Below are 16,800 nucleotides of genomic sequence, written 5' to 3' on the forward strand. Positions count from 1 at the left end.
TCCGCTTCGGCGGGTTGTGACGGGTGGTTGGTCGTTGTTTGAGAACTGCACAGTGGACGCGAGCATCTGTGGCCAAGTTTTTAAGGGCGCACGGTGGATGCCTTGGCACCAGGAACCGATGAAGGACGTGGGAGGCCACGATAGTCCCCGGGGAGTCGTCAACCAGGCTTTGATCCGGGGGTTTCCGAATGGGGAAACCCGGCAGTCGTCATGGGCTGTCACCCTTGCCTGAACACATAGGGCAAGTGGAGGGAACGAGGGGAAGTGAAACATCTCAGTACCCTCAGGAAGAGAAAACAACCGTGATTCCGGGAGTAGTGGCGAGCGAAACCGGATGAGGCCAAACCGTATGCGTGTGAGACCCGGCAGGGGTTGCGCATTCGGGGTTGTGGGATCTCTCTTCCACGGTCTGCCGGCCGTGGGACGAGTCAGAAACCGTTGATGTAGGCGAAGGACATGCGAAAGGTCCGGCGTAGAGGGTAAGACCCCCGTAGTCGAAACGTCAGCGGCTCGTTTGAGAGACACCCAAGTAGCACGGGGCCCGAGAAATCCCGTGTGAATCTGGCGGGACCACCCGCTAAGCCTAAATATTCCCTGGTGACCGATAGCGGATAGTACCGTGAGGGAATGGTGAAAAGTACCGCGGGAGCGGAGTGAAATAGTACCTGAAACCGTGTGCCTACAAGCCGTGGGAGCGTCGGGCAAGCACTTGTGCTTGCCTCGTGACTGCGTGCCTTTTGAAGAATGAGCCTGCGAGTTTGCGGTGTGTTGCGAGGTTAACCCGGGTGGGGAAGCCGTAGCGAAAGCGAGTCCGAATAGGGCGATTTTAGTAGCACGCTCAAGACCCGAAGCGGAGTGATCTAGCCATGGGCAGGTTGAAGCGGAGGTAAGACTTCGTGGAGGACCGAACCCACCAGGGTTGAAAACCTGGGGGATGACCTGTGGTTAGGGGTGAAAGGCCAATCAAACTCCGTGATAGCTGGTTCTCCCCGAAATGCATTTAGGTGCAGCGTCGTGTGTTTCTTGCCGGAGGTAGAGCACTGGATAGGCGATGGGCCCTACCGGGTTACTGACCTTAGCCAAACTCCGAATGCCGGTAAGTGAGAGCGCGGCAGTGAGACTGTGGGGGATAAGCTCCATGGTCGAGAGGGAAACAGCCCAGAGCATCGACTAAGGCCCCTAAGCGTACGCTAAGTGGGAAAGGATGTGGAGTCGCACAGACAACCAGGAGGTTGGCTTAGAAGCAGCCACCCTTGAAAGAGTGCGTAATAGCTCACTGGTCTAGTGATTCCGCGCCGACAATGTAGCGGGGCTCAAGCGTACCGCCGAAGTCGTGTCATTCATACAATAGGGCCAACGCCTGTATGGATGGGTAGGGGAGCGTCGTCTGCCGGGTGAAGCAGCCGCGGAAGCGAGTTGTGGACGGTTGACGAGTGAGAATGCAGGCATGAGTAGCGATACAAACGTGAGAAACGTTTGCGCCGATTGACTAAGGGTTCCTGGGTCAAGCTGATCTGCCCAGGGTAAGTCGGGACCTAAGGCGAGGCCGACAGGCGTAGTCGATGGATAACCGGTTGATATTCCGGTACCCGCTGTGAAGCGTCAAACATCGAATCCAGTGATGCTAAGGCCGTGAAGCCGCCCTGGAGCCTTCGGGTGAAGGGGAGTGGTGGAGCCGCCGGCCCAAGTTGGTAGTAGGTGAGTGATGGGGTGACGCAGGAAGGTAGTCCATCCCGGGCGGTGGTTGTCCCGGGGTAAGGGTGTAGGCCGTGCGATAGGCAAATCCGTCGCACATTGAGGCTGAGACCTGATGCCGAGCCGATTGTGGTGAAGTGGATGATCCTATGCTGTCGAGAAAAGCCTCTAGCGAGTTTCATGGCGGCCCGTACCCTAAACCGACTCAGGTGGTCAGGTAGAGAATACCGAGGCGTTCGGGTGAACTATGGTTAAGGAACTCGGCAAAATGCCCCCGTAACTTCGGGAGAAGGGGGGCCATGTCTGGTGATCCGTTTTACACGGTGAGCTGGGTGTGGCCGCAGAGACCAGCGAGAAGCGACTGTTTACTAAAAACACAGGTCCGTGCGAAGCCGTAAGGCGATGTATACGGACTGACGCCTGCCCGGTGCTGGAACGTTAAGGGGACCGGTTAGTGACCTTTCGGGGTTGCGAAGCTGAGAACTTAAGCGCCAGTAAACGGCGGTGGTAACTATAACCATCCTAAGGTAGCGAAATTCCTTGTCGGGTAAGTTCCGACCTGCACGAATGGCGTAACGACTTCTCGACTGTCTCAACCATAGGCCCGGTGAAATTGCACTACGAGTAAAGATGCTCGTTTCGCGCAGCAGGACGGAAAGACCCCGGGACCTTTACTACAGTTTGATATTGGTGTTCGGTTCGGCTTGTGTAGGATAGCTGGGAGACTTTGAAGCTCACACGCCAGTGTGGGTGGAGTCGTCGTTGAAATACCAGTCTGGTCGTGCTGGATGTCTAACCTGGGTCCGTGATCCGGATCAGGGACAGTGTCTGATGGGTAGTTTAACTGGGGCGGTTGCCTCCCAAAGGGTAACGGAGGCGCCCAAAGGTTCCCTCAGCCTGGTTGGCAATCAGGTGTTGAGTGTAAGTGCACAAGGGAGCTTGACTGTGAGACCGACGGGTCGAGCAGGGACGAAAGTCGGGACTAGTGATCCGGCGGTGGCTTGTGGAAGCGCCGTCGCTCAACGGATAAAAGGTACCCCGGGGATAACAGGCTGATCTTCCCCAAGAGTCCATATCGACGGGATGGTTTGGCACCTCGATGTCGGCTCGTCGCATCCTGGGGCTGGAGTCGGTCCCAAGGGTTGGGCTGTTCGCCCATTAAAGCGGTACGCGAGCTGGGTTTAGAACGTCGTGAGACAGTTCGGTCCCTATCCGCTGTGCGCGTAGGAGTCTTGAGAAGGGCTGTCCCTAGTACGAGAGGACCGGGACGGACGAACCTCTGGTGTGCCAGTTGTTCTGCCAAGGGCATGGCTGGTTGGCTACGTTCGGGAGGGATAACCGCTGAAAGCATCTAAGCGGGAAGCCTGCTTCGAGATGAGGACTCCCACCTCTATAAGAGGGTAAGGCTCCCAGTAGACGACTGGGTTGATAGGCCGGATATGGAAGCACGGTAACGTGTGGAGTTGACCGGTACTAATAGGCCGAGGGCTTGTCCTCAGTTGCTCGCGTCCACTGTGTTGGTTCTGAAACCACGAACAACCCCACGTATGTCACAGGCGTGGTGCGGTTGACAGTTTCATAGTGTTTCGGTGGTCATAGCGTAGGGGAAACGCCCGGTTACATTCCGAACCCGGAAGCTAAGCCTTACAGCGCCGATGGTACTGCAGGGGGGACCCTGTGGGAGAGTAGGACGCCGCCGAACAATCATTGAAGAAAAGGCCCACACCGTACGGTGTGGGCCTTTTCTGCGTTTACGGCTCCACCAATCGCGTCTCGTACGCGAAGATCACTGCCTGCACCCGGTCCCGCGATCCCGTCTTCGCCAGAATGCGGCCCACATGGGTTTTCACCGTCGATTCCGCGAGATGCAGCCGGCCGGCTATCTCCGAGTTCGTCCAGCCCTTGCCGATGACCGTCAGGATTTCCCGTTCCCGGTCCGTGAGCGTGGCCAGGCGGGGGTCCGGTGCCCCGGGCTCGGTGGTTCCGGACGGGAGGTGGTGCACGTACGCGTCCAGGAGGCGGCGGGTGAGGCCGGGGGCGACGACCGCGTCGCCCGAGGCGACCGCGCGGATGCCGGACAGCAGGTCCTCCGGCTGGGCGTCCTTGACCAGGAAGCCCGAGGCACCGGCGCGCAGGCCGGCGTAGGCGTACTCGTCCAGGTCGAAGGTCGTGAGGATCAGGACGCGGGTGCGGTCGCCGGAGGCGGTGATGCGGCGGGTGGCCTCGATGCCGTCCAGGCCGGGCATGCGGACGTCCATCAGGACGACGTCCGGGTGGAGTTCGGCCGCTTTGCGGACCGCCTCGGTGCCGTTGGCGGCCTCGTCGAGGACCGTCAGGTCGTCCTGGCTCTCCAGCAGCATGCGGAAGCCGAAGCGCTGGAGGGGCTGGTCGTCGGCTATGAGGACGGTGGTCACTGTGCGGGTTCCTCCGGGAGATGCAGATGGACACGCCAGCCGTGGGCCGGGTGGGGGCGCGGGCCGGCTTCGAGGGTGCCGCCGTACAGGGCGGTGCGTTCCCGCATGCCGGTCAGGCCGCGGCCGCCGTTGCCGGCGGGAGTGCCGCCTCGGCCCGTGTCCGTCACCGTGACGGTGACCGCGCCTGTGTCGGCGTAGGAGAGGGCGATGGACGACGTGGCGTGCGGGCCCGCGTGTTTCAGGGTGTTCGTCAGGGCCTCCTGGATCACGCGGTAGAGCGTGAGCTGGCGGCCCGGTGAGATCTTCGGGTCGCCCTCGATCGTCGCTTCGACCGGGAGGCCCGCCGCGCGGACGCCGTCCAGGAGGCGGTCGAGGTCGGTGAGGGCGGGCTGCGGGGTGAGGTCGGCGGGCTCGGGTTCGTCCTCGCGCAGGACGTCCAGGAGGCGGCGCAGCTCGGACAGGGCCTGGCGGCTGGTTCCGGCGATGGCGTCGAGGGCCTGGCCGGCGCGTTCCGGGGACTTGGCGGCGGCGTAGCGGCCGCCGTCGGCGAGGCCGGTGATGACGGAGAGGTTGTGGCCGATGATGTCGTGCATCTCGCGGGCGATCCGGGTGCGTTCGGCGGCGGCGGAGAGGCGGGCCTGCTGGTCGCGTTCGATCTCCAGGCGGCGGGCGCGGTCCTCCAGGGCGGCCGTGTAGTCGCGGCGGGTGCGGACGGTGATGCCGATGGCGACGGCGACGAGGAGCGACATCGCGTGCGGGACGAGGTCCTCGTCGGCGGGGCCCCGTGGATGGCGTACGACGGTCAGGACCACCGGCGCCATGCAGACGGCCGCCGCCCACCACAGGGTTCGCAGCGGGCTGCGCAGGGCGATGTGGAAGACGACGAGCAGCTGGAGCAGGGCGGCCTGCAGGAGGGCGCCGGTCCAGGCGTTGACCAGCAGGGCCGGGGCCATCAGGAGCAGCACCGTGCGTGGGTGGGAGCGGCGCCACAGCAGGGGCAGGGAGAGCGCGAGGGTGAGGACGAGGACCAGGGCGTCGGGGACGTCGGTGCTGCGGGCCACGCGGGTCCAGCCGTCGCCGAGGAAGTCGATGAGGGCTGCGGCCGTCCAGAAGCCCGTGAGGTGCAGGTCCCAGACGAGCGGGTGGCGCCGGTCGAAGGCGCGCACCCGCTGCACGGTCCGCTGGAGGTACTGGGTCAGGGGCTCCGGTGTCTGGGGCGCTCGCGTCGTCTGGTCCTCCGGCACGTCGTCCATGGTCGCCGCCGACTCCTCCGTACGGAAGCCTGTTTCCGTCATCCGCCTCGTCGTACGGGACTTCGTGCTCGTCATACGTCCCGTCGCTTGAGCAGCACCGCCGCCAGGGCCAGGATCGCCGCGGTCCACAGGGTCATGGCGAGGAGGGCGCCGCCGGGGGAGGCCATGCCCGGGGCGGGGTCGGCGTAGGTGAGGGCTTCGAGGGCCTTGCCGGGGAGGTAGGGGGAGGCGTCGTCCACGAAGTCGTAGGGGAGCAGGGCGAGGACCTCGGAGAGGATCATGACCAGGCCGATCAGGGCGCCGATGCCCGCCGACACGGACCGCAGCAGCGAGCCGAGGCCCAGGGCGAGGACGCCGAGGAGGGCGAGGCCGGCGGCGTTGGTGACGAGGGCGCGGATCACGCCGGGGTCGCCGAGGGAGGCCGCCTGTTCGGTGTCGGCGAGGAAGGTCTGGGCGAGCGGGAAGGTGAGGAAGTTGGTGATCAGGACGGTGACGAAGCCGACGGCGGCCAGGACGGCGGCCTTGGACCACAGCACGGGCAGCCGGCGCGGCACGGCCGTCATGGTGGCCCGGATCTGACCGGTGGTGTGTTCGCCGGCCGTGGCCAGGATGCCGAGCGTGCCCAGGATGACCTGGGAGAACTGCATGCCGAGCAGCACCAGCAGGACGGTGTCGATGTCGTCGTCGCCGCCTCCGCTCTCGTAGCTCGCGCCGATGATCAGGCCGGTGCCGATGGTCAGGACGACGGTCAGGGCCAGGCTGACCCAGGTCGAGCGGAGCGTCCACAGCTTGTGCCATTCGGCGCGCAGCACGCGGGCGGGGGTGACGGCGACGGAGGCCGTGACGGTGCTCATGCGCGGGCTCCTTCCAGGTGTGAGGGGCCGTACTCGACCGAGTCGTGGGTGAGGGCCATGAACGCCTCCTCCAACGACGAGGCGTTCGAGGTGAGTTCGAAGAGGGGGATACCGTGGGCGGCTGCCGTGCGGCCGATGTGCTCGGCGTCCGTGCCCCGTACGTCGAGGGTGCTCGGGGCGGTGGCCGTGACGGTCGTGCCGGGGCCCCGCAGCAGCTCGGTGAGGGTCTGGGCGTCCGGGGTGACCACACGGACCGAACCCGCCCCCGAGTCCCGTACGAAGTCGGCGACCGTGGTCTCGGCCAGCAGGCGGCCGCGGCCGATGATGACCAGGTGGTCGGCGGTGAGGGCCATCTCGCTCATCAGGTGGGAGGAGACGAAGACCGTACGGCCCTCCGCGGCGAGGGACTTGAGCAGGGTGCGGATCCACAGCACGCCCTCGGGGTCGAGGCCGTTGACCGGCTCGTCGAGGATGAGGGTGTCAGGGTCGCCGAGCAGCGCGGCGGCGATGCCCAGGCGTTGGCCCATGCCGAGGGAGAAGCCCTTGACCCTGTGACGGGCGACCTCGGTGAGGCCGGCCAGCTCCAGCACCTCCTCGACCCGGGAGCGCGGGATGCCGTGGGTGAGGGCGAGGGCCATGAGGTGGTGGAAGGCGGTGCGGCCCGGGTGCACCGAGCGGGCCTCCAGCAGGGCGCCCACACGGGTCAGGGGCGCCGGCTGGGCGGCGTACGCCGTGCCGTCGACGGTGGCGGTGCCCTCGGTCGGGGCGTCCAGTCCGAGGATCATCCGCATGGTGGTGGACTTGCCGGCGCCGTTCGGGCCGAGGAAGCCGGTGACGGTGCCGGACCGGACGGTGAAGGAGAGGTCGGCGACGGCGGTCTTGCCGCGCCTGCCGCCGTAGCGTTTGGTCAGTTGCTGGGCCGTAATCATGCTTCGATGCTCGTCCGCGCGGGCGGCCGGGGCGTCGGACGGCGGCCGTATATCGGGTGAGCCCGTAGTACCTCGGTACTACGGTGGCCCGCATGACCGATTCCGCTGGTGAGAAGTTCGTCGTACGGGCCCTCAGGGCCGAGGAGTGGCAGCAGGCGAAGGAGTTGCGGCTGCTGGCGCTGCGCGACCCGGTCGCGCCGATCGCCTTTCTGGAGACGTACGAGGAGGCCGTGGAGCGGCCCGACTCCTTCTGGCAGGAGCGGGCGGCCCGCTCCGGTGAAGGGGCGTCCGGGGCGCGGCAGTTCATCGCCGAGGCGGGCGACGGGGACTGGGTGGGCACTTTCACGCTGCTCGTCGAGGAGGCCGGTTCCACGGACTGGGCCGGATTTCCGGTGGAGCGGCATCAGGGTCATGTCGTAGCGGTCTTCGTACGACAGGACTGGCGCGGTGGGGACGTGAGTACGGCCCTGCTGGACGCGGCCGTGGGGTGGGCCTGGGAGCGGGGTCTGGAGCGGGTGCGGCTGATCGTGCACGAGGACAACGCGCGGGCGCAGGGCTTCTATCGCCGGTCCGGGTTCGTGCCGAGCGGGGTGACCGTGCCGCTGCCGCAGGCGCCCGGGGAGAAGGAGCTGGAGTTCGTGCTGGAGCGTGCCGTCTAGACGGGGAGTTCGTCGTGCGGCCAGCGGGAGCGGGCCTGTTCGCGGGAGCGGACCAGGGCGAGGGTGTGCAGGCCGGTGTCCGCGCCGGAGGCCAGCAGCTCCGGGAGGTCGGCGAAGGGGGCCACGGCCGCGATGTCGTCGAGCACCAGCGTCAGTGGTGGGTCGAGCCGACCGGAGGATGACCGTTCGGCCATGCGCCGGCCGTGCTCGACCACGCCTGCGACGAGGGCCGTCAGGAGGGGCATCGCGCCCGGCTCGGTCCGAGGGTCCTCGATGGATTCGCCTACCACGTAAAGCGTTCCCCCTTCGTGGATGAAGGAATCCAAGGCGAGCGCATCGGTTCGGTTGGGAGTGCATGCCTCGCGGATGTTCACCGTGGACAGCGCGGCGAGGGCCCGGCCGGTCAGCTCCTGGGCCATGTCCCGGCGGTCGGGGTGCGCGGTGAGGGCGGCCTCCAGCTCCCCCGCCGAGCCGGGGGCGGCCTTGGGGTGCGTGCGGAGCGTCTTGACGGCTTCCTGGATCTGCGTGCCCTGCGACCAGCGGTGCACGTGGCGGATGGTGCGGCCGTCCAGGGCGGCGGCGTGGAGGTAGCTGCGCAGGAGCGTTTCGGCGGTGTCGCTGACCGCTTGGTCGAGCCGGGAGGTGGGGCGGACCGGGGTGAGCAGTGCGGCTGCTCTTTGTGCCGCTGTCTCCTTGGTCTCGCAGCCGGTGGTGGGGGACCAGTGGAGTCGTGCCGGGGTGTCGCAGCGGTGGGTGGGGTCGTAGAGGTGGGTGGGGCCGAGTTTTGATCTGGCGTCCTTGGTGGAGTGCCAGAGGGCGGGGTTCGAGGTGACCACCAGGGCGGGGCCTTCCGCGTCCTGGAGCGCCTGGATGGCTGTCGTCTCGCGGCTTTCCTTCGTGGTCGCCACCAGGGTGTTGGCCCGACCGCCGACCCGTTGCTGCTCGGAGGCCTGCGCCGCCTCCACCGGCGGCATCTCGGGTGCCGTCGGCTGCGGCTGCTGTTCCACTCGCGGTTGCGGCACCTCGTACTGCGGCCGCTGCTCCAGGGGTTCCTCTCGGCGTCTCCTCCTCACCGCTCTCCAGCGGGCCACCGTCCCGAGGACGAAGACGGTGAGGACCACCAGGATCATCAGCTGGCCGATCAGCAGGCCCCAGAAGAGGCCGTAGCCGGACAGGGCGGTCGCCGGGGTGTCCGGCCAGGCGCCGGTGATGTCGTGCGGCTCGGCGATGAGGTGGCGCATGGCCGGCGGGGTGCGGGCGAAGGTGACCGTCTCCGGCCAGGAGCCGTGGGCGAACCACGCGGCGAGGCCCGTGGAAGTCCAGGCCAGCACGGTCATGCCGACGAGGAACGCGAGTATGCCGAGCAGCAGGCCGTCGGGGATGCCGCCGCTCTGGGCCTCCCGCTGCTGGTTCTGGGCCTTCACGCTCTCGCCCCTCCCCACTCCTCCGCCGTCACGCCGTCGCCCCCTTTCACGCTGTCACTTCACGCTTCTACGCCACCGTCGACTCGGAGTCGCCGAGGTGCTGTTCCACGAAGGCGGCCGCGCGCTCCTCGGCCTCCAGTTCGGCGGCGAGGAGGGCTTCGTCGTTGAAGTCGGAGGAGGACTCGGTCATCGCGCGGTCGGTGAAGACCAGGGGGCGTTCGGTCTCGGTGACCAGGTGTTTGACGACCTGGACGTTGCCGTTGACGTCCCACACCGCGATGCCGGGTGTGAGGGAGGGGATGATCTCCACCGCCCAGCGCGGCAGGCCCAGCACACGGCCCGTCGCTCTGGCCTCGTCGGCCTTCTGGGCGTAGATCGTCCGGGTCGAGGCCATCTTCAGGATCGCCGCGGCCTCCTTGGCCGCCGCCCCGTCCACCACGTCGGACAGATGGTGGACGACGGCCACGAAGGACAGACCGAGCCGTCGGCCGAACTTCAGCAGCCGCTGGAAGAGCTGGGCGACGAAGGGGCTGTTGATGATGTGCCAGGCCTCTTCCACCAGGAAGATGCGCTTCTTGCGGTCGGGGCGGATCCAGGTGTGCTCCAGCCACACGCCGACGATCGCCATGAGGATGGGCATGGCGATGGAGTTGCGGTCGATGTGGGAGAGGTCGAACACGATCAGCGGCGCGTCCAGGTCGATGCCGACCGTGGTCGGGCCGTCGAACATGCCGCGCAGGTCACCGTCGACGAGCCGGTCGAGCACCAGGGCCACGTCCAGGCCCCACGCCCGTACGTCGTCTATGTCGACGTTCATCGCCTCGGCCGACTCGGGCTCGGGGTGCCGTAGCTGGTCGACGATGTCGGACAGGACGGGCTGGCGTTCGACGATGGTCTCGTTGACGTAGGCGTGCGCGACCTTCAGGGCGAAGCCGGAGCGCTCGTCGAGGCCGTGGCCCATGGCGACCTCGATGATGGTCCGCAGCAGGGCCAGCTGGCCGGTCGTGGTGATCGCCGGGTCGAGCGGGTTGAGCCGGATGCCCTGGTCGAGTGCCGCCATCGGGTCCAGCCGGATCGGCGTTATCCCCAGCTCCTGCGCGATCAGGTTCCATTCGCCGGCCCCGTCCTCGCCCTGGGCGTCGAGCACGACGACCTGGCGGTCACGGAAGCGGAGCTGGCGCAGGACGTACGTCTTCTCCAGCGCCGACTTGCCGTTGCCGGACTCGCCGAGGACCAGCCAGTGGGGGGCGGGGAGCTGCTGGCCGTACAGCTGGAAGGGGTCGTAGATGTAGCCCTTGCCGGAGTACACCTCGCGCCCGATGATCACGCCGGAGTCGCCGAGGCCGGGCGCGGCCGTGGGCAGGTAGACGGCCTGGGCCTGCCCGGTGGAGGTGCGCACGGGCAGGCGGGTCGTCTCGACCTTCCCGAACAGGAAGGACGTGAAGGCGTCGGTGAGGACGGACAGCGGATCCCGCATGCGTATGGTCCCTACCTTCGGATGCCGGTGGCGAACGGAAGCGTGTTCACGAAGGCCCGGTGGTGCTCGCGGTCGCACCACTCCAGCTTGAGGTACGACTTTCCGGCCGACGCCCTTATCGTGCGCTTGTCGCGGGCCAGAGCCTCGGGACTGCGCGAGGAGACGGTGATGTAGCCGACCAGGTTCACTCCTGCGGCGCCGCTGGCGAGGTCCTCGCCCCGCTGGTCGAGGCGCGTGTGGGCGGCGACGTCACGGGGGTCGACGGTGCGGTTCATCTTGGCGGCGCGGGAGGCCTCCGCCTCGTCGTTCGTCTTCTCGGTCAGCATGCGCTCGATGGCGATCTCAGTGGGTTCGAGGTCCATCGTGACGGCGACCGTGCGGATGACGTCCGGGGTGTGGACGAGCAGCGGCGCGAGGAAGTTGACGCCGACGGGCGTCATCGGCCATTCCTTCACCCAGGCCGTGGCATGGCACCAGGGCGCGCGGGTGCTGGACTCGCGGGTCTTGGCCTGGAGGTAGGTGGGCTCCATGGCGTCCAGCTCGGCCGGCCAGGCATTACGTTTCGTCATCGCCTGGATGTGGTCGATCGGGTGGTCCGGGTCGTACATGGAGTGGATCAGGCTCGACAGCCGGCCCTGCCCGAGGGGCTGGCGTACGCGGATGTCGGCTTCCTGGAGGCGGGAGCAGATGTCGGTCAGCTCGCGCGCCATGACGACCGCGAGCCCTGAGTCCCGGTCGACCTTGCCGCCGTGCGGGCGGGCCGCGCGGGCCATGGCGTTGGCCTCGGCGGCGAGTTCGCGGGTGAAGTGCATACAGGCCACGAGATAGGCGCGGTGCTGCTCGCTGCTGGTGGACACCATCGACTGGAGCTGGTCGTACGACTGCTGCAGCCAGGCCGGTGCCCGCTCGTCGCCGCGTACGGCGACGTCCTTGGCGTGGGCGTCGGGGTCGGCGGGCAGGGTGCGGGCGAGCATCTGCAGGCGGGTGACGAAGCCGTCGCCGTTGGCCACGTGCTTGAGCAGGGTGCCGAAGCGGTCGACGAGGGCCTCCTGGTCCTCGCTGTCGCGCAGGCCGACGCCGGGGCCCTCGATCTCGATGGCTGCGGTGACGGTACGGCGGTCCGCGTGCAGCAGCACGGCGATCTCGTCCGGGCCGAAGGGCGCGGCCAGCCAGGTGATGCGGCCGATGCCGGGCGGGGGGCCGACCTCGACCTCGCGGCCGTCGAGCCGGGTGCCTGCCTCGACGGCGCCGGAGCGGTAGACGGTGCCCCGGCGCAGGGTGCGCTTGTAGCTGCGGTTGATCTCGAACCACTTGTAGAACGTGCGCTGCTTGTACGGCACGTAGACCGCGGCGAGCGCGACCAGCGGGAAGCCCATGAGCAGCACGATGCGCAAGGAGAGCACCGGGACGAGGAGACCGCACATCATGCCGAGGAACGCGCCGCCGATGATCAGCGCGATCTCACCGGACTCACGATTCCGGCCGACGATCGCGTTCGGCCGGGCGCGGCCGATCAGATATGTACGGCGGGGCGTGACCGGATGGGACAGATGGGACTCGGTCGTCAACGCCCTTCACCTCCCGTGCGGTTGGTACTGCTGTTGCGGGTGCTGCTGGCGTGGGGCGTGTTGACCGGGCTGCTCGAACGGGGCGAGGGTGCGGCGGAGGGGACAGATCCGCCGCCACCGGGCGAGGTGCGCGAGCTGTGCGCGGCCATGCCGCCGGCGGTCTGGTTGGCCGGGCGGGGGGCGCCTGCGCTCTGCTGTCCGCCGCCGTTGCTGTCGGCGCGGGTGCTGTGGGTCTTGATGCCCTGGGCGACGAGGGTCGCGGGGGAGCTGATGACGGCGGCGGCCTTGCCCTCGGCGCCCTGCATGATGCGGTTGCTGCGGGAGCCGGCGATCTCGTCGCCGAAGCCGGGGACGAAGCGGTAGATCATCGCGGACGCGAAGATGGCGAGCAGGATGATGGCGAGGCCGGAGACCACGGCGGAGAACGCGTCGGGGCCGTCGTCGGCGGAGAGGGCTCCGGCGAGGCCGAGCACGATGACGATCACCGGCTTGACGAGGATGACCGCGATCATGATGCCCGCCCAGCGGCGGACGTGGCCCCACAGGTTCTTGTCGACGAGGCCGGCGTAGACGACGGTGCCGAGGAGTGCGCCGACGTAGAGCAGGGCGGCGCGGATCACGAGCTCCAGCCAGAGGATGCCCGCGGCGAGGATGGACACGAGGGAGACGACGATCAGCATGATCGGGCCGCCGCCGATGTCCTCTCCCTTCTCCAGGGCGCCGGAGAAGTTGCCGAAGAACACGTCGGTCTGGTCGCCGGTGGTGTTCGCGAGGACTTCGCTGATGCCGTCGGTGGCGGAGACGATCGTGTACAGGATCAGGGGCGTGAACGCGGACGCCAGCACCGTGAGCCAGAGGAACCCGATCGCCTCCGAGATCGCCGTGGACATCGGCACGCCGCGCACGGCCCGCTTGGCCACGGCCAGCAGCCACAGCAACAGGGTGAGGATCGTCGACGCCGCGAACACCACCGCGTACTGCTGGAGGAACTTCGCATTGGTGAAGTCCACCGTCGCCGTGTCCTTCACGGCCTCGCTGAGCTTCTCGATCGTCCACGACGCCGCGTCTGCGCATCCGCGCGCCAGCGAGGAGAGGGGGTCGAGGGTGGAGGTGGGGTCTACGGAGGGGCCGGTGGGGGTGCCGCTGTTGTTTTCGCCGTTTTCGCAGTACCGCTTGGCGGGGCCTGCGATGAGCCCACAGGGGTCGTCGCTCTTGGACGGGCTGGGTGACGGGGCGGCGAAGGCGCGGCCGGCCAGGAGTACGGCGGCCGCCTGCGTGGTGGCCACCAGGCCGGCGAGCCTGAGCGTGCGGCGCGGGTTACCGGGCATAGGTGAAGCCTCCGAACTCCTTGACCGCCTGGCCGATCTCGTCAGCATCCGACACCGGGTTGTCCCCGGGCACGGGAGTGGGGCCGGTTCTCTGACTGGTCTCCAGGACCTTCCAGTCGTTGCCGCTCCAGTTCAGCTCCACGGTCACGGTGAACCAGCCGTTGGTCACGGGGTTCGTCGAACTCTCACCGGCAAGCCCGAAGAGGCCGTTGCACCAGACTTCTACAGTCGCTGCGTCGGAACTGAAGGCCGTGACCTTGGTGCCCGCCGGCAGCGTTCTGTTGACGAAGGTGCTTCCTGCGGGAGCCGCGCCGTCCTTGTTGAGGCCGATTTTCGTGAGGAAGGCCGGCGAGTAGTCGGCGTCGAAGCCGGACTGAAGGCGCTCCACGGCGCTGGGATCGGCGATGGCCTGAACGATGGCGTGGCGTCGGTCGGCGTTGAACATGCCGTCAGAGCCCAGTGCAGCCGCGTAGTTCGCCGCCGCGCTCTCCGCCCCCTGTTGGTCATGGGCGAAGCCCGCTGCCACCGGGCGGGTTCCCGTCGGGGACGTGGGGGAGGTGGCCGGGGTTTTGTCGCCGGCGGTGTCGGATGGCGAATCGTCTCCTCCGCGGTTCGCGAAGGCGATCGCGGCGATGAGGAGGACGACGACGGCCACGACGGTGATGAGGCTGCGGGAGGAGGACCGGCGGCGGGGGCCGCCGGTGTAGGGGTCGCCCTCGGGGAGGCGGGTGCGGGTGCCTGCGTAACCGCCGGAGGCGTGCGTGTCGTGCTCGTCTCCCAGGCTCATGCGGCGTACGCCCCCTCGACGTCGTACCGGAACTGGAACACGTACGACGGTAGCCGTGCTGGTTCCCGCGCGGGCGCGGTGTGGTGACTCGACATCAGGGAGACGCAACCTCAGCCGGTGGGCACGACGGATGGGTGGGATGTGGGGGACAGGGGCGGGCAGGCCGGGCGCGCGTGCCCGTCGGGCGCGAGGTGCTACACCGCCCTACACCGCCATGCCGTAGACGATCGTGAACAGCGTGCCGAGCGAGCCGATGATGAAGACGCCCGTCAGGCCCGCGATGATCAGGCCCTTGCCCTGTTCCGCGCTGAAGGTGTCCCGCAGGGCCGTCGCGCCGATGCGCTGCTTCGCCGCGCCCCAGATGGCGATGCCGAGGCACAGCAGGATGGCGACCGCCATCACGACCTCGATCATGACCTTCGCCTCGTTGCCCAGGCTGCCGAAGGGGCCCCAGTCCGGAGCGATCCCGCCGATGATGGTGTTGATGTCTCCCTTGTCGGCCGCAAAGAGCATGTAAGTCACCGCCCCTGGTGGGTAGTTCCGTCGTCCCCTGCGGTGTGCAGAGGTCAGGCCCATTCTCGCCGACAATGGCGCCGCAGTATGTCGACTTGGCGTCATTGCTTGGCGGGTTTCGTACGAATACCTTGGTAACTCTGTGTATCACGGCAGGTCACGCCGGGCAATGAGGCCTGAGCGGAACCTGTCGGCGGTTCCGTCGTTGACCCCTTTTACCGTCGTGGCGGCGCCTCGTGACGATCCGTCGGGTGAAGGCTAACCCTGACGGGGGGTGAGGCCGTGCAGCAGGTGGTGGACGAGCTCTCCGACGGAGTCCAGGGCGGCGTCGGCCGGGAGGTGGCCGCCCGCGGTGAAGGCGGCCACGCCGTGCAGGGCGGCGCCCGCCAGAAGGGTGATGCGCTCGGGGTCGCCGGCGATGATCTCGCCGCGTGCCTGGGCGTCGGTGACCAGGCGGAAGAACGGCGTCATGGCGCCCTCGACGGCCGCGGCGAGCTGGTCGGAGATGTCCGGGTCGTGCTTACGGGCGTACATCAGTTCCAGCAGGGCCGCGTTGTCGGCGGCGAAGCGGAGGTAGGCGCGGGCCAGGGCGGTGAGCCGGGTCTCCAGGGGGAGTGAGGGGTCGTCGGCGCCGTGGACGGCCCGGGTCATGCGCTGGAAGCCCGAAAGTGCGAGCGCGTCGAGCAGGGCCTGCTTGTCCTTGAAATGGCGGGTCGGGGCGGCGTGGCTGACGCCGGTGGTGCGGGCGAGCTCGCGCAGGGAGAGCGCGGCGGCCCCTTTTTCCCGCAGGGTGTCCTCGGCGCCGGCGAGCAGGGCGGCGCGGAGGTCTCCGTGGTGGTAGGGGCGGGGCTCGGACATGGTCAGCATCGTAGCTGTACGTAGTCACTGACAGCTCGGTTCCGGCATGGCTGATGTTGCCGTTGACAGCATTGTTGTCGCTGCCTACATTGGCGGCATGTCCTCTACACGCACGCCGGCGTCCCGGCCGGCCAAGTGGAACGCCTCCCAGCTCCCCGATCTGTCCGGCCGTACGGCGCTGGTCACCGGGGCGAACAGCGGCATCGGGCGGGTCGCCGCCGCGGCGCTGGCCCGTGCGGGTGCGCACGTCGTGCTGGCGGTGCGCGATCCCGAGCGGGGCCGGAGCGCGGCCGCGGCCATGGGAGGCAGCACCGAGGTGCGCCGTCTCGACCTCGCCGACCTGGCCTCCGTGCGGGGCTTCGCGAAGGAGTGGCAGGAGCGGCCGCTGGATCTGCTGATCAACAACGCGGGCGTGATGATGCTGCCGCGGCAGGAGACCAGGGACGGCTTCGAGATGCAGTTCGGCACGAACCATCTCGGCCACTTCGCGCTGACCAACCTGCTGCTGCCGTACGTGACGGACCGGGTGGTGACCGTCTCCTCGGGCGCCCATCGCTGGGGCGGGGCGAAGAACCGCATCCGCTTCGAGGACCTCCACTGGACCTCCGGCTACACCCCGCAGGCCGCCTACGCCCAGTCCAAGCTGGCCAACCTGCTGTTCACCCTGGAACTCCAGCGCCGTCTGGCCGAGGCCGGCTCCGGGGTCCGTGCCCTGGCCGCGCACCCCGGCTGGTCCGCGACCAACCTGCAGAGCCACGCCGCCAACCCCGTCGCCCGGGTCTTCATGCAGCTCGGCAACCGCTTCATCGCCCAGCCCGACACCTCCGGCGCCCTCCCCACCCTCTACGCCGCCACCCAGGACCTCCCCGGCGCCGGCTACGTCGGCCCGGACGGCCCCGGCGAACTCCGCGGAGCCCCGACCCTGGTGGGCCGTTCCCCCGCGGCGAGCGACCCTGCGGCGGCGCGGCGCCTGTGGGACGTGTCGGAGGAGCTCACGGGCGTGGCTTTCCCGCTGGCGGTGGACGCCGTCAACTGACCGTA

Annotated in this window: 13 protein-coding genes and 2 rRNA genes; 4 read left to right on the top strand and 11 right to left on the bottom strand. The window is 68.0% G+C overall.

The window, feature by feature from the left end; translation table 11 throughout:
• Positions 1–70: 70 nt before the first annotated feature.
• Positions 71–3,192 (top strand): 23S ribosomal RNA (locus RKD23_RS20095).
• Positions 3,193–3,280: 88 nt separating this feature from the next.
• Positions 3,281–3,397: ribosomal RNA gene (gene rrf / locus RKD23_RS20100) — 5S ribosomal RNA — on the top strand.
• Between the two features lie 49 nt (positions 3,398–3,446).
• On the opposite strand, the gene RKD23_RS20105 is transcribed toward rrf, so the two are convergent.
• From RKD23_RS20105 to RKD23_RS20120, 4 genes are read right to left on the bottom strand one after another with little or no spacing between them, the layout of a single operon-like run.
• Positions 3,447–4,109 carry a response regulator gene (locus RKD23_RS20105; RefSeq protein WP_424854909.1) on the bottom strand — a complete coding sequence of 221 codons (663 nt, stop codon included), beginning with the start codon at positions 4,107–4,109 and terminating at the stop codon, positions 3,447–3,449.
• The gene (locus RKD23_RS20110) at positions 4,106–5,404 is read right to left on the bottom strand and encodes a sensor histidine kinase (RefSeq protein ID WP_424854910.1); all 1,299 of its coding nucleotides are present in this window, start codon (positions 5,402–5,404) and stop codon (positions 4,106–4,108) included. The genes RKD23_RS20105 and RKD23_RS20110 overlap by 4 nt, the downstream gene beginning before the upstream one ends.
• A gap of 29 nt (positions 5,405–5,433) precedes the next feature.
• Positions 5,434–6,216 carry an ABC transporter permease gene (locus RKD23_RS20115; protein ID WP_424854911.1) on the bottom strand — a complete coding sequence of 261 codons (783 nt, stop codon included), beginning with the start codon at positions 6,214–6,216 and terminating at the stop codon, positions 5,434–5,436.
• On the bottom strand, positions 6,213–7,145 hold the full coding sequence (locus RKD23_RS20120; RefSeq protein WP_424854912.1) for an ABC transporter ATP-binding protein: 933 nt from the start codon (positions 7,143–7,145) through the stop codon (positions 6,213–6,215). The genes RKD23_RS20115 and RKD23_RS20120 overlap by 4 nt, the downstream gene beginning before the upstream one ends.
• Positions 7,146–7,237: 92 nt before the next feature.
• Here RKD23_RS20120 and RKD23_RS20125 point away from each other — a divergent pair, with 92 nt between their 5' ends.
• Positions 7,238–7,804 carry a GNAT family N-acetyltransferase gene (locus RKD23_RS20125; protein ID WP_424854913.1) on the top strand — a complete coding sequence of 189 codons (567 nt, stop codon included), beginning with the start codon at positions 7,238–7,240 and terminating at the stop codon, positions 7,802–7,804.
• Here the strand turns inward: RKD23_RS20125 and RKD23_RS20130 are convergent.
• The 7 genes from RKD23_RS20130 to RKD23_RS20160 all read right to left on the bottom strand — a co-directional run bounded on the left by RKD23_RS20130 (position 7,801) and on the right by RKD23_RS20160 (position 15,768).
• Positions 7,801–9,228: a type VI secretion protein gene (locus tag RKD23_RS20130; protein ID WP_424854914.1), complete on the bottom strand. Its 1,428-nt coding sequence runs from the start codon at positions 9,226–9,228 to the stop codon at positions 7,801–7,803. The two genes, RKD23_RS20125 and RKD23_RS20130, sit on opposite strands and share 4 nt — an antisense overlap.
• A gap of 67 nt (positions 9,229–9,295) precedes the next feature.
• The gene (locus RKD23_RS20135) at positions 9,296–10,705 is read right to left on the bottom strand and encodes an ATP-binding protein (protein WP_424854915.1); all 1,410 of its coding nucleotides are present in this window, start codon (positions 10,703–10,705) and stop codon (positions 9,296–9,298) included.
• Between the two features lie 11 nt (positions 10,706–10,716).
• Complete coding sequence (locus RKD23_RS20140) at positions 10,717–12,273, bottom strand: SCO6880 family protein (protein WP_404041575.1); 1,557 nt, start codon at positions 12,271–12,273, stop codon at positions 10,717–10,719.
• Positions 12,270–13,601 (bottom strand): hypothetical protein, encoded by a 1,332-nt coding sequence (locus RKD23_RS20145; protein ID WP_424854916.1) that lies wholly within the window; start codon positions 13,599–13,601, stop codon positions 12,270–12,272. The genes RKD23_RS20140 and RKD23_RS20145 overlap by 4 nt, the downstream gene beginning before the upstream one ends.
• Positions 13,591–14,388, bottom strand: coding sequence for a hypothetical protein (locus tag RKD23_RS20150; RefSeq protein ID WP_424854917.1), 798 nt, complete (start codon positions 14,386–14,388; stop codon positions 13,591–13,593). The genes RKD23_RS20145 and RKD23_RS20150 overlap by 11 nt, the downstream gene beginning before the upstream one ends.
• 204 nt (positions 14,389–14,592) lie before the next feature.
• On the bottom strand, positions 14,593–14,901 hold the full coding sequence (locus RKD23_RS20155) for a hypothetical protein (RefSeq protein WP_003991275.1): 309 nt from the start codon (positions 14,899–14,901) through the stop codon (positions 14,593–14,595).
• Positions 14,902–15,159: 258 nt separating this feature from the next.
• Positions 15,160–15,768, bottom strand: a complete 609-nt coding sequence (locus RKD23_RS20160) for a TetR/AcrR family transcriptional regulator (RefSeq protein WP_404041580.1) — start codon at positions 15,766–15,768, stop codon at positions 15,160–15,162.
• Between the two features lie 88 nt (positions 15,769–15,856).
• On the opposite strand from RKD23_RS20160, the gene RKD23_RS20165 reads away from it, so the two are divergent.
• Positions 15,857–16,795 (top strand): oxidoreductase, encoded by a 939-nt coding sequence (locus RKD23_RS20165; RefSeq protein ID WP_424854918.1) that lies wholly within the window; start codon positions 15,857–15,859, stop codon positions 16,793–16,795.
• Positions 16,796–16,800: the final 5 nt, after the last annotated feature.

It is taken from the genome of Streptomyces sp. SAI-170, assembly GCF_049739565.1.
Classification (GTDB): domain Bacteria; phylum Actinomycetota; class Actinomycetes; order Streptomycetales; family Streptomycetaceae; genus Streptomyces.